This window comes from Xanthomonas phaseoli pv. dieffenbachiae (assembly GCF_008639345.1).
GTDB lineage: Bacteria > Pseudomonadota > Gammaproteobacteria > Xanthomonadales > Xanthomonadaceae > Xanthomonas > Xanthomonas phaseoli.
Genome location: NZ_CP041380.1, coordinates 3,444,115 through 3,457,322, shown reverse-complemented (window position 1 = coordinate 3,457,322; position 13,208 = coordinate 3,444,115). Strand labels below are relative to the sequence as shown.

Here is a 13,208-nt window from a genome sequence, read left to right as displayed (position 1 = left end):
TCGTTCCCAACCATCTGCTCACTCGGCAATAAACAACGCGCGCACCGTGTCACGCGCCGCCTCCAGCGAAAAATGTTCGGCCACGTTGCGCAAGCCGTTGTCGGCCAGACGTTGCCACAGTGCCGCATCCTGATACAGCCGCACGATCGCCGCGGCGAAGGCGTCCGCATCGTCGGCGACGCAGACATCCTCGCCGTCGCGCAGGTGCATGCCTTCCACCGCGCAGGTGGTGCCGACCACCGGCTGGCCGTGCGCCATGCTCAGATTGATCTTGCCTTTCACGCCAGCGCCAAAACGCAGCGGTGCCACCGCGATACGCGCACTGTCCATGAACGGCACCAGGTCCGGAACATGGCCATGCAGCTGCACGCCGGGGCATTCGTCAGCCAACAATGCCAGGGCGTCAGGCAGGTCGGCACCGATGCAGTGGAAGACCACGTCGGGCAGCTGCGCACGGACCTGCGGAAAGATGGCGCTGATGAACCACTGCACCGCATCCACATTCGGCGGATGACGAAAGCCGCCGACAAAGACCAGGTCGCGGCGTTGCGCGAAGCGATGCCCGCTGCCGGCGACTTCATGCAGGTTGGACAGCAGGGCGGTGCGGATGTGTGGCGCATCGGCGCGCAGTTGCGCCTGTTCTGCGGCAGACACCAGCACGGTGACATCGGTGGCCGCCATGATCTCCAGCTCGCGCAGGCGGGTGCGTTCCGCGCTACGCAGCAGGTTGGCATCGCCGGCCAGCTCGGCACCGCGGCGTTCGCGCAGGTAATGCAGGTCGACGGTGTCGAACAAGCTGCGCGCCTGAGGCGCGTATTGCCTGAGCAACGGCAGGCAGGCATGCGCCACGTGGTGGCGTACCAGCAGCACCACTGCAAATCGCGCGCCATGGCTGCGCAGCCAGCTGCCGATGCCTTCGAGAAACGGCGCGTACCAGACTTCGACACCGAGCTGCTGCAATGCCTGGGTGTGGCGCCCGGCGTGTTCGCGGCGTGTCGGCACGAAGACGACATGCGCGCCTTCCTCGCGCAGCAGGCGGATCAGGTTGAACTGCCGCAGCGAGCCTGAGTCGCGGTCCGGCTGCGGCACGCACTCGTCCAGGATCAACACCTGTCGCTGGTGGCGGTGCAGCAGTGCAGGCCCGGGTACGGTGCCGACCGGCAACTGCGTTTTCAGCGGCTGCTGCCATTTTTCGGCGAAGACGCCCTGATTGCGCACCTGGTAGGCCTTCACCCCGGTGCGCGTATCGGTGCCGTTGCTGGTGCCCTCGTCATGCACCACTACGCTGGCCGGCTGCACCAGCACCTGATAGCCGGCCGCGCGGACTGCAAACGCCAGATCGGTGTCTTCGTAATACGCCGGCATGTAGCGCCGGTCCAGCCCGCCCAGTGTCTGCAACAGCGCACGCGGCAGCGCGATGGCCGCGCCCGAGCAGTAGTCCATTGCGCGGACATACGCATAGCGCGGGTCCTCGGACGATTCAAAGCGGCCGTAGCTCCAGGCGCTGCCATCGGCGAACACCACGCCGCCGGATTCCTGCAGGCGCCCGTCCGGGTACACCAGTTGCGCGCCGACCAGGCCGGCGGCCGGATACCGGGCAAAGGTGTCGATCAGCCGGTCCAGCCAGCCGGGCTGCGGAATGGTGTCGTTGTTGAGCAGCACCACGAACTCGCCGCGCGCCAGCGCGATGCCGTCGTTGCAGGCCGCGATGAAACCGCCGTTGCTCGCACGCACGTGGTAATGCAGACCGGCGATCTGCGGCAGCTGTTCAGCGGTGGCGTCGCTGCTGCCGTCGTCCATGACGATGATTTCCACGCTCAGCAGCGGCGGATGCGCCGCCAGTGCGCGCAGGCAGACCAAGGTGTGCGCGATGTGGTTGTAGACCGGGATCACCACCGTCACCCGCGGGGTGGCGCTGTGCGGCAGCGCGAACGCCGCAAACGGGGCGGCCTGCGGCAGCCACAGCGGCGTGCCCAGGGCGACTGGAGGCGCCTGCGTGTGCACGCGAATGCGTTGCCAGGTCGCGCGCCAGCCGCGCGTGCGCATGCTGGCCACGCTGCGGTGGATCAGGCCGAGGACGCGATTGAACAGATAGCGCGCATCGGCCAAAGACATCGACATTGCGTTGGAACTCCAGCGTGGTATGGCAGTGAACGGTGCGAGCAGCGCGCGGGTCGAGGCAATCGTTGCATCTGCCAGCGCAGTGTACGAACCATGCCTGCTGCCGCCGAGGACACGTCGCGCCCAGCGAAGCAGCATCGGTCGTTTTGTTAGCCGCTCTTAATGGCCGACGGGCTCGGCAGGTCACAGCCATGACAGCGCTGCTAGACTCGCCGGACTCTACATTCTCGCATTCCTGTGCCCCGACGCCACGACAACGACGCTCCCGACGATTTCGAGGACGACACCAACGCGCAAGGCTCCCGCTGGCAACGCAGACTCATCGTCTGGGGATTTGCCGCATTCGCGCTGGCGCTCGGTTTCCTGATTCCCTACACGATGTATCTGAACAAGCAGGTCACCCAGCGCTTCGGCGAACTGCGTTGGCAGATCCCGACCCGCGTGTACGGCCGGCCGCTCGTGCTCGTGCCGGGCAACGCACTGGATGCGGCCACCCTGAAGACCGAACTGGACGCGGCGTCGTACCGCGACGACGGTCAGGCGACGCTGGCCGGCACCTACCAGCAGGACGGTAGCCGCTTCACCATCGCCAGCCGCGGCTACATCGATGTGGATGGACGCGTGCCGGCGCGCCGTATCGAAGTCAGCCTGGCCGGTGGGCGTGTGGCCAGCCTGCGCGACGCCGGCGACCGCAAGGCGCTCAAAAGCGCACGCCTGGACCCGGCGCGCATCGCCACCCTGTACGGCCAGAAGCAGGAAGAGCGCCGCCTGGTGCGCATGGAAGAAGTGCCCGAACTGCTGGTCACCGGCCTGCAGGCGGTGGAAGACCGCGACTTCAATAGCCACCACGGCATCGATCTCAGCGGCATGGTGCGTGCGGCCTGGATCATGGCGCGCTCCGGCGGCCAGGTCCGCCAGGGCGCCAGTACCCTGACCCAGCAGTTGGCCCGCAGCGGCCTGCTCGGCATCGGCAAGGAACAGACGCTCACGCGCAAGTTCAACGAGATTCTGTACGCGGTGATCATGGAGGCGCGCTACGACAAGCGCACCATCCTGGAGGCCTATCTCAACCAGGTGTATCTGGGCCAGCGCGGCGGCCAGGCGATCCACGGCGTGTCCTCGGGCGCAGAGCTGTGGTTCGGCCGCGACCTCAATTCGATGACCACCGAGCAGATCGCATTGTTGATCGGGCTGGTCAAGGGGCCGTCGTACTACGACCCGCGGCGCAACCCGGAACGCGCGCTGGACCGGCGCAATTTCGTGCTCGGCAAGTTGCACGAAAACAATCTGATCAACGACGCCGAATACAAGCGCGCGCTGGCTGCGCCGTTGGGCGTGCCGACCGAGCCCGGCCTGGTCGCCGCCAACCGCTTCCCGGCCTATGTGGACCTGGTGCGGCGCCAGCTGGCGCACGACTATCCGGAAGGCGTGCTGCAGGGCGCCGGCATGAGCGTGCTCACCGGCATGTCGCCGTCGGCGCAGGCGTATGCCGAAGGCGCAGTGACCGGCACCATCAAGCGGCTGGACAACAAGAAGCGCCCGCCGTTGCAGGCAGGATTGGTGCTCACCGATGTGCATAACGGCGATGTGCTGGCCGTGGTCGGCAGCCGCGATGTCGCCAAGCCGGGCTTCAATCGTGCGGTGGAAGCGCAGCGCCAGGTGGGCTCGTTGCTCAAGCCGTTCGTCTACATGCTGGCCTTGGCCTCGCCGGACCGCTGGGCGCTGTCCAGCTGGGTCGACGACTCGCCGGTGACCGTGCAGCTCAGCCGCGGCAAGACCTGGTCGCCGGGCAATTCGGACAACCGCAGCCACGGCACGGTGCGCCTGGTCGATGCGCTGGCGCATTCTTACAACCAGGCCACGGTGCGGGTGGGCATGCAGGTCGGCGCCGACCGCATCGCCCAGCTGATCCAGGTGTTGGCCGGTATCAAGGCCGAGCCCAATCCGGCGCTGATCCTGGGCACCGCCGACCAGAGCCCGTATGGCATGGCGCAGCTGTATCAATTCCTGGCAGCCGGCGGCGAGATCCAGCCACTGCACGCGGTGCGCGGCGTGCTCGACCCGCAGGGCAAGCTGCTCAAGCGCTACGACAAGACCCCGGCGCCGGCGCAGGAAGGCGATTCGGTGGCCGCCAACCTCATCAGCATCGGCCTGCAGCAGGTGGTCAGCGGTGGCACCGCGCGCCAGTTGCTGGGCGATGGCCTGGGGCGCCTGTCGTCGGCCGGCAAGACCGGTACCTCCAACGACGGCCGCGACAGCTGGTATGCCGGCTACACCGGCGACCATCTGGCGGTGATCTGGATGGGCAACGACCAGAACGCGGAAACCGGCCTGTATGGCGCCACCGGTGCGATGCGGGTGTGGTCGAGCATCTTCGCCCGCCTGCCGAGTGCGCCATTGAAGGTCAGCGGCAAGGGCCTGGATTGGCAGTGGGTGGACGCCAGCGGCACCGGCGTGACCGACCCGGGCTGTCCGGGCGCGCGCCAGTTCCCATTCGTGGTCGGCTTCACGCCGGCCTACGCACCGTGCGCGGGCAATGCACCGTCGATCGAAGCTGCGCCCGGCGAGGCGGCCGCACCTGCCGAACAATCCAGCGGCGGTGGCTGGCGCCGCTTCTTCGGTCTGGAAAAGAAGTCCGAAGAACCTGCCGCCGCTCCTGCCGCGGCTCCACCCACGCGTTGATTGGAATGACCCCATGAACCGAATGCACCGTTTGCTCGCCCTGATCGGCGTCCTGGCCGCACTCACCGCCTGCATCAGCGCACCGCCCGCGCCGCCGCCGACCCCGGTGGACCCGACCACGCCGACCCAGCGGTTGTTGCTGATCGAACGCGAAGCCGGCGCGGACGACACCGAACTGTCGGTGCAGCCGCTGCGCGACCCGCAGGTGGATGATTTGCGCGACACCGCCAAGAGCAAACGCCAGGCCGGCGATCTGGCTGGCGCCGCTGCCGCCCTGGATCAGGCGCTGGGCCTGGTGTCGGGCGATCCGGCGATCCTGCAGGAACGCGCCGAAGTGTCGGTGCTGCAGGCCGACTGGCCGGCGGCCGAACGCTTCGCCAAGCAGGCGATCGACCTGGGGTCCAAGACCGGGCCGTTGTGCCGTCGGCATTGGGCGACCATCGAGCAGTCGCGCCTGGCGCGTGGCGAAAAGGAAAACGCCGCCTCTGCCAAGGCGCAGATTGCCGGTTGCACCGTGCCGGGCGTGAAGCGGTACTGAGGCCGGCGATCGGAGCGACTGCGCACACCGCAAGGCAGGCGCGCTCGATGCCTGGTGTGGCCGCGTCCGTTGCGCGCTTTAGGATGCCTGAGCACGTCGCGGCCAAGCTGGCGAGGTGCGCCCAGATGTGCAGTGCGGCTTCAGCAAGCAGGGGCAGTGCACCCGATGGTTGCCGGCGCAGCAGCGGGGATACGCCCGATCCATCAAGCCCAACCCAGGCAGCGTCATCGCGCACGCGATAGGCTGTTCTGCTTCCTGCCCGCTTTTCGTTCGGTCCCATGTCCCAACTTGCCACTGCCAGCATCCAAGCGCTCAGCGAGGGCGGGGCGCTTGCGCGCCAGCTCGACGCGTTCGCGCCACGCGCTGCGCAATTGCGGCTGACTGAAGCCATCGCCGAAGCGTTCGAGCAGCGCGATGTGCTGCTGGCAGAGGCAGGCACCGGCACCGGCAAGACCTACGCCTACCTGGTGCCGGCGTTGCTGTCCGGGCTCAAGACCATCGTCTCCACCGGCACGCGCGCGCTGCAGGATCAGCTGTTCCATCGCGACCTGCCACGCGTGCGCGCAGCGCTGGGCGTGGGGCTGCGCAGTGCGTTGCTGAAGGGGCGCGCCAACTACCTGTGCAAGTACCGCACCCAGCAGGCGCGTGGCGAACCGCGCTTTGCCTCGCCCGAACAGGTCTCGCAGTTCCAGCGCATCGTGGCCTGGAGCGGGCGTACCCAGTTCGGCGACATGGCCGAGCTGGACGCCTTGCCGGACGACTCGCCGCTGCTGCCGATGGTGACCTCCACCGTCGACAACTGTCTGGGCACCGACTGCCCGTTCTACGGCGAATGCTTCGTGGTGCAGGCGCGCCAGCGCGCGCAGGCGGCCGATCTGGTGGTGGTCAACCATCACCTGCTGCTGGCCGACCTGGCGCTCAAGCAGGAAGGTTTCGGCGAAATCCTGCCCGGTGCGCAGGCCTTCGTCATCGATGAGGCGCATCAATTGCCGGAACTGGCGGCCAATTTCTTCGGCGAAAGTTTCGGCATGCGGCCGTGGCAGGAGCTGGCACGCGATTGCATGGTCGAAGCGCGCCTGGTTGCCGGCGCGCAGGCAAGTTTGCAGGCACCGATCCTGGCGCTGGATGAGGCCTTGCGCAGCCTGCGTGCCGGCATGGAAGGGCTGCCGCCGCGCGGTACGCAATGGCGTGCGCTGGCCAAGCCGCAGGTGCGCGAAGGGTTCGACGCCGTGCTGTCGTCGCTGGCACGGTTGGGCGAATCCCTGCTGCCGTTGCGTGAGGCCTCACCGGGTTTCGACGGCTGCACGGCACGTGCGCAGGAAGCATTGAACCGCCTGTCGCGCTGGCTGGGCGAAGACCTGCCGGTGGCCGATTTCGCGCTGGATCCGCCGGAACCGGTGGTCGACAACGATGTGCTCTGGTACGAACTCAGCCCGCGCGGCTTCCGTTGCCAGCGCACGCCGCTGGATGTCTCCGGCCCGCTACGCGAACACCGCGAAAAATCGCACGCGGCCTGGGTATTCACCTCGGCCACGCTGGCGGTGGGGGGCGAGTTCGACCACATCGCGCAGCGGCTGGGCCTGAGCGATCCGGTGACCTTGCTGCAACCCAGCCCCTTCGATTGGGCGCGCCAGGCCTTGTGCTACCTGCCGCCGAACCTGCCCGATCCGGCCGCACGCGGCTTCGGCACTGCCTTGATCGGCGCGCTGACGCCGGTGCTGGAAGCCTCCAACGGTCGTGCGTTCTTGCTGTTCGCCTCGCACCGCGCGCTGCGCGAAGCGGCCGAAGCCTTGCGCGGCGCGCCGTGGCCGTTGTTCGTGCAGGGCGAGGCGCCGCGCGCGACCTTGCTGCAGCGGTTCCGCGATTCCGGCAATGGCGTGCTGCTGGGCTCGGCCAGTTTCCGCGAGGGCGTGGACGTGGTGGGCGACGCCTTGAGCGTGGTCGTGATCGACAAGCTGCCCTTCGCCGCGCCCGACGACCCGGTGTTCGAAGCGCGCCTGGATGCGATCCGCCGCGACGGTGGCAACCCGTTCCGCGACGAACAACTGCCGCAGGCGGTGATCGCGCTCAAGCAGGGGGTGGGTCGGTTGATTCGCAGCGAAACCGACCGTGGCGTGCTGGTGTTGTGCGACCCGCGGCTGGTGAACAAGAGCTACGGGCGCACCTTCATGACGTCGCTGCCGCCGTTCGCGCGCACGCGGGAGCTCGCCGACGTGCAGGCGTTTTTTGAGGAGCCGGGACTGGGTGGCATGGACCAGAGACCCGGGTAACGGCGGGGCTGAGTGCTCAGGGTGGTCGTGTGTCGCGCTCGCATGCAATGGCAACGTTGCCGGTCGCACTGCCCTTCGGCCCGCACCAGCGCCTGCACACAGGTGCCCGCGTACACCGGGTGGCACATCCCGGATGCCGCCTCGGCGGCTCGAATCGATCAGTTAAACTTTGCACCTTCCCGGCCAGTTCCGGGTCCTGGTCCCGGCTTTCTCCCATGAACATCCTCGCCTTCGAAACCTCCACCGAAGCCTGCTCCGTTGCGCTGCACGTGGATGGACGCGTGATCGAGCGCTTCGAGCTGGCACCGCGTCGCCACGCCGAACTGGCCTTGCCGTGGGCCGACGCGCTGCTGGCCGACGCCGGCATCACCCGGCGTCAGCTCGATGCGATCGCGGTCGGCCGCGGGCCTGGCGCCTTCACCGGCGTGCGGCTGGCGATCGGCATTGCGCAAGGCATCGCGCTGGCGCTGGATCTGCCGGTGCTGGCGGTGTCCACGCTGCAGGTGCTGGCCTTGCGCGCGCCGGCCGAAGCGAGCCTGGTGCTGGCCTGCATCGATGCGCGCATGGGCGAAGTCTATGCCGGGGTATTCGCGCGCAACGAGGAAGGGCTGCTGGAACTTGTCCCGGAGCGCGTGTGCACGCCCGACGCGGTGCTCATGCCCGAGACGGCGCAGCGCGTGGCCGGGGTGGGAACCGGATTTGCGGCCGCCGACGGACTGCTGCAGCAGCGTCTTGCCGCGCAACTGAGCAGCGTCGATGCCAGCGCCTTGCCGCATGCCGCCGATCTGCTCACGCTGGCGGTGCCCGCGCTGCAGCGGGGCGAAGGGCTGGCGCCGGAGCGTGTGGAGCCAGCGTACCTGCGCGACAACGTTGCACTGACACTGGCCGAGCAACAGGCCGCACGCGCAGCGAAGGCCGCCGCCGCCGCGCCATGACACACGGCGATCTCGAACGCGCGCGGTTTCGCGGCTGCCTGCTCGGCCTGGCGGTCGGCGATGCGCTGGGCACCACGCTGGAATTCCAAGCGCCCGGCAGCTTCACGCCGATCGACGACATGCACGGCGGTGGTCCGTTCGCCCTGCGTGCAGGGCAGTGGACCGACGACACCTCGTGGCGCTGTGCCTGGCGCACAGCCTGCTGCACCGGCAAGGCTTCGATCCCGCCGACCAGATGAATCGCTATTGCAACTGGTATCAGCACGGCTACCTCAGCAGCACCGGCCGCTGTTTCGATATCGGCAACACCGTGCGCCAGGCGCTGGAGCGCTATCTCGATGGCGGCCCCGCCTTCAGCGGCAGCGCCGATCCGCGCGCGGCCGGCAATGGATCCCTGATGCGGTTGGCGCCGGTGGCGATGTACTACGCGCATCGCCCCGACAAGCTGGGCGAGCGTGCCGCCGACAGCTCGCGCACCACCCATGCCGCCGCCGAAGCACTGGACGCCTGCCGGTTGTTCGCTGCCCAGGTGCGGGCCGCCTTGCTCGGCGCAACGCGCGAGCAGGTGCTGCGCACGTCGTGCGAAGGAATGGTCTCCCCGGCGGTGCATGCCTTGGCCGCGCGCGACCACGCCGCGGTGCCGGCAGCGCAGATTCGCGGCACCGGCTACGTGGTCGACGCGCTGTCGGCCGCACTGTGGTGCTTCGCCACCACCGACACATTCGCCGATGCAGTGCTGCGCGCGGCCAACCTGGGCGACGATGCCGACACCACCGCGGCGATCTGCGGCCAGCTCGCCGGCGCGTTCTACGGTGTCGAGGGCATTCCCGCCGCCTGGCGCGAACGCGTGCAGGACGCAGACGAAATCATGGCCTTGGCCGACCGGTTGCACGCCGCGGCGCAGGTGGCCTGAGACACCGGTCACCGCGGAGCTGCCACGCCATCTGCTGCATGCGGCAAATGACGCAATCGGCCATGCCGTTGCGCGGTCTAGGTGGATGTGCAAGCTAATCGCGGGTCGTCGTTGCCAGCCTGCTGCTGCACGTGCGCGCCGCTATGGCACCTTGGCGCTGTGCAGGCGTACAAGGCGGTGACCAGGCCGCGCAGGGCCGCTGGCCTGGCGTCCACGCTCGGTCCAGGGGCATCACGGCACGAGGAGGGTGCGCCGCAGCGGCGCTGATCCTGCGCTTATATGTTCTGTCAGCCCGGTGCCGCTCGGCTGTGGTGCCTTGCATCGGGCGGTGAACGCCCGCGGGTGTCAGCGGTCGTCGTGCAGCTCGCCACCGGGCAGGAACAGCCAGGTGCGCGTGACCTGCAGGATGTCCACATCGTCCTTGGTCTTGGGCAGGGGCGGAAACGGCTGCGCCAGTTGCACCACGCGCAACGCGGCATCGTCCAGCAACGGAACCCCGCTGGAAACCAGCACGCGGCTGCTTTCCACGCTGCCGTCGCGGCGCACGCCTACGCTGATGACCACCTTGCCGCCCAGCCGGCGGCGGCGGGCATCGTCCGGGTAGTTCAGGTTGCCGACGCGCTCGGCGCGGTCCACCCAGGCACGCAGGTAGTTCGCGTATGCATATTCGCGGGTACTGGCCGAGACGAACTTGCGGTTCGGGCGCTTGGCGTATTGTTCCGAGCGCAGATGCACCTCGGCAGCGAGCCGGGCCATTTCGGCATCGCGCTGGATGCGCTGCGCCTCGGCCGGGGTGAGCGGATCGGTCTGCGGATTCGGCTGCGGCGTCGGCACGGCCTGTTCGCCACGCCGGCTGGTCACCACGCGGGTTTGGGTGGGCTCGGGCGCGTTTACGCTGGTGGCGCGTTGCGCCTGTGGCGCCAGCCCGGTGCGGTCCTGCGGCACCACGCCTGGCTGGCTGTCCCGGGGGCGCTGTGCGGTGTCGTGATCGCCGCCGCCCTGCTGGTTCGCCTGGGCCAGGAAGTCGGCCTGCTTGGGCGTCAACGGCGCGCTGGTCTGGCTGAAGATCACATCCAGCGTCGGCACCAGTGGCGCGTCCTCGCTGACCGCAAAGCCCACCCCCAGGATCAGCACGCCATGCAGCAGCAGCGAGATCACCAGCGTCATCATCAGCCGGCGACCGTCGTCCATCGGTGCCGGCAGGGCCGCGGCCGTGCTCATTGCGCGGCGCCGGCCTCGATTGCGTCGAACAGCAGCCCGGCGATGTTCAGGCCGAACTGCGCATCCAGCTCGCGCACGCAGGTGGGGCTGGTGACGTTGACCTCGGTCAGGTAATCGCCGATCACGTCCAGGCCGACGAAGCGCATGCCGCGGCGGCGCATTTCCGGGCCCACCTGCGCGGCGATCCAGCGGTCGCGTTCGGACAATGGCCGGCCTTCGCCACGCCCGCCGGCGGCCAGGTTGCCGCGGAATTCGTCGCCCTGCGGAATCCGCGCCAGGCAGTAATCGACCGGCTCGCCGTCCACCAACAGGATGCGCTTGTCGCCGGCAGTGATGTCGGGGATGAAGCGCTGCGCCAGGGTCAGCTTGCGGTTGCCGTCGGTCAGCGTTTCCAGGATCACGTTGAGGTTGGGGTCGCCGCTGCCGCTGCGGAAGATCGAGCGTCCGCCCATGCCGTCCAGCGGCTTGAGCACCGCCTGGCCATGTTCCAGCACGAAAGCCTTGAGCGCGGCCGCATCGCGGCTGACCAGGGTCGGCGGGCAGCATTGCGGAAACAGCAGTGCGGCCAGCTTCTCGTTGTAGTCGCGCAGGCCCTGCGGGTCGTTGACGATCTGCGCGCCGGTGCGTTGCGCCACGCTCAGCACCTGGGTGTCGTAGACGAACTCCGCATCCACCGGCGGGTCCTTGCGCATCAGCACCACCTGGCCGGACCCGAACGCCAGTTCGGCGAACTCGCCCAGCGTGAACCAGCCGGTCTTGTCCTCTCGCACGCTCAGCGGCGCCACCTGCGCCACCGCGCGCCCTTCGCGCAGGCTGAGCCCGCCGGGGCGCACGTAGTGCAGGCGGTGACCACGGTGCTGGGCTTCCAGCAACATGGCAAACGTAGTGTCTTTGGCGATCTTGATGGAGGCGATGGGATCCATCACCACAACGACGTCGAGCGACATGGGGCTAAACCTTTCGAACAAGCTGCCGATGGTAACTTCAAGCGATGGGCGATGGCGCGCCCGGTGGGTCGTAGTGCGCGACTTGCCGGCCGGGACGCACCCAGACGTGGTCGGAACGTCCGCCTGGCGGGGCCCCGGCAATGCGCCCTTGACAGTCGATGCGGGTCTTGGGATATACATGCAGTTTCGTAGCGACGTCGGAAGGGATGAAGCGTCGCGCGCCCGGGGATATTTGCATGAGTGAAAACATTGCTGCGGGTGGGGAACTCGCAGGACTGAAGGTGATGGTGATCGATGATTCGAAAACCATTCGCCGCACCGCCGAAACGCTGCTGAAGCGGGAAGGTTGTGAAGTAGTGACAGCAACGGATGGTTTCGAGGCACTGGCCAAAATTGCGGACCAGCAACCTCAGATCATTTTCGTCGACATCATGATGCCGCGCCTGGATGGGTACCAGACGTGCGCGTTGATCAAGGGCAACCAGCTCTTCAAATCGACGCCGGTGATCATGTTGTCGTCCAAGGACGGCCTGTTCGACAAGGCACGCGGCCGCATCGTCGGTTCCGAGCAATATCTGACCAAGCCGTTCACCCGTGAAGAACTACTGAGCGCGATCCGCACGTACGTCCACGCCTGACCAGGGGGAAAGGCAACATGGCTCGAATTATATTGATCGAGGACTCGCCCACCGACAGGGCAGTCTTCAGTCAATGGCTGGAAAAAGCAGGCCATACGGTCGTCGCCACCGATAATGCAGAAGAGGGGCTTGAGCTGGTTCGCAGCCAGGCGCCCGATCTTGTGCTGATGGATGTGGTGTTGCCCGGCATGAGCGGCTTCCAGGCAACCCGTGCTCTCGCACGCGACCAGGCAACCAAGGACATTCCCGTGCTGCTGGTCAGCACCAAGGGCATGGAAACCGACAGGGCCTGGGGTCTGCGACAAGGTGCCAGCGACTACATCGTCAAGCCGCCGCGCGAAGACGATCTGATCGCGCGCATCAGACAATTGGTGCGTTGATGCGCTCTCCATTCGACATTCTCGAAGACTACGAGCGCCGTAGTCTTGCGCACGCCACGCCACTGCCGGAACGCCAGTTCTCGGCCGATATCTGGCGCGGCGTGGGGTATCGCGTCGGGACCCGGCGACTGGTCTCGGACTTCCGCGAAGTGGCGGAAATCGTGCCGATGCCGCCGGTCACTCCGGTGCCGGGCGCACAGCCCTGGCTGCTGGGCGTGGGCAACCTGCGCGGCAATCTGTTCCCGGTGATCGACCTGAAGCAGTTCCTGGAGGGCCGTCGCACGGTGCTGCAGGAAGGCCAGCGCGTGCTGATCATGCGTCAGGCCGGCGGCGACGTCGCGCTGACCATCGATGAGCTGTACGGCCAACGCAGCTTCGAGCAGGTCCAGGCGGTGGAACCCGGCGAGTTGGCGCAAGGCCGCTACGCCCACTTCATCGACCGTGCCTTCCGCAACGAGACGCAGGACTGGGGTGTGTTTTCCCTGGCGTTGCTGTCGCGCACTCCTGAATTCCGGCAGGCCGCGGCCTAAGCCGCGACCCCGCCACGTCATACAGATCGAGGT

10 protein-coding genes and 1 pseudogene are annotated in these 13,208 nt (G+C 67.7%); 8 read left to right on the top strand and 3 right to left on the bottom strand.

Features of this window, described 5'->3' with window-relative positions; all coding sequences use genetic code 11:
• Positions 1–18: 18 nt before the first annotated feature.
• Positions 19–2,121, bottom strand: a complete 2,103-nt coding sequence (locus FLG15_RS15560) for a glycosyltransferase (RefSeq protein WP_150146727.1) — start codon at positions 2,119–2,121, stop codon at positions 19–21.
• 237 nt (positions 2,122–2,358) lie between these two features.
• Between FLG15_RS15560 and mrcB the strand changes: the two genes are divergently transcribed.
• From mrcB to FLG15_RS15535, 5 genes and pseudogenes are all read left to right on the top strand, one after another.
• Positions 2,359–4,803, top strand: coding sequence for a penicillin-binding protein 1B (gene mrcB / locus FLG15_RS15555; RefSeq protein WP_057677676.1), 2,445 nt, complete (start codon positions 2,359–2,361; stop codon positions 4,801–4,803).
• Positions 4,804–4,816: 13 nt separating this feature from the next.
• Positions 4,817–5,341, top strand: coding sequence for a hypothetical protein (locus FLG15_RS15550; RefSeq protein ID WP_017155554.1), 525 nt, complete (start codon positions 4,817–4,819; stop codon positions 5,339–5,341).
• A gap of 278 nt (positions 5,342–5,619) precedes the next feature.
• Positions 5,620–7,611 (top strand): DNA repair helicase YoaA, encoded by a 1,992-nt coding sequence (gene yoaA / locus FLG15_RS15545; protein ID WP_057677677.1) that lies wholly within the window; start codon positions 5,620–5,622, stop codon positions 7,609–7,611.
• A 215-nt stretch (positions 7,612–7,826) separates the two neighbouring features.
• On the top strand, positions 7,827–8,546 hold the full coding sequence (gene tsaB, locus FLG15_RS15540) for a tRNA (adenosine(37)-N6)-threonylcarbamoyltransferase complex dimerization subunit type 1 TsaB (RefSeq protein WP_057677682.1): 720 nt from the start codon (positions 7,827–7,829) through the stop codon (positions 8,544–8,546).
• A pseudogene (locus tag FLG15_RS15535) lies at positions 8,543–9,459 on the top strand (ADP-ribosylglycohydrolase family protein). The gene tsaB and the pseudogene FLG15_RS15535 overlap by 4 nt, the downstream one beginning before the upstream one ends.
• 345 nt (positions 9,460–9,804) lie before the next feature.
• On the opposite strand, the gene tolA reads toward FLG15_RS15535, so the two are convergent.
• Positions 9,805–10,680 (bottom strand): cell envelope integrity protein TolA, encoded by an 876-nt coding sequence (tolA, locus tag FLG15_RS15530; RefSeq protein WP_057677679.1) that lies wholly within the window; start codon positions 10,678–10,680, stop codon positions 9,805–9,807.
• Positions 10,677–11,627, bottom strand: a complete 951-nt coding sequence (gene gshB, locus FLG15_RS15525; protein ID WP_057677680.1) for a glutathione synthase — start codon at positions 11,625–11,627, stop codon at positions 10,677–10,679. Before gshB ends, tolA begins: the two co-directional genes overlap by 4 nt.
• Positions 11,628–11,863: 236 nt before the next feature.
• Here gshB and pilG point away from each other — a divergent pair, with 236 nt between their 5' ends.
• From pilG to FLG15_RS15510, 3 genes are read left to right on the top strand one after another with little or no spacing between them, the layout of a single operon-like run.
• On the top strand, positions 11,864–12,265 hold the full coding sequence (pilG, locus tag FLG15_RS15520; protein WP_005913706.1) for a twitching motility response regulator PilG: 402 nt from the start codon (positions 11,864–11,866) through the stop codon (positions 12,263–12,265).
• A gap of 17 nt (positions 12,266–12,282) precedes the next feature.
• Complete coding sequence (locus FLG15_RS15515) at positions 12,283–12,645, top strand: response regulator (RefSeq protein ID WP_005913708.1); 363 nt, start codon at positions 12,283–12,285, stop codon at positions 12,643–12,645.
• The gene (locus FLG15_RS15510; protein ID WP_017158584.1) at positions 12,645–13,175 is read left to right on the top strand and encodes a chemotaxis protein CheW; all 531 of its coding nucleotides are present in this window, start codon (positions 12,645–12,647) and stop codon (positions 13,173–13,175) included. The genes FLG15_RS15515 and FLG15_RS15510 overlap by 1 nt, the downstream gene beginning before the upstream one ends.
• The last annotated feature ends 33 nt before the right edge of the window (positions 13,176–13,208 follow it).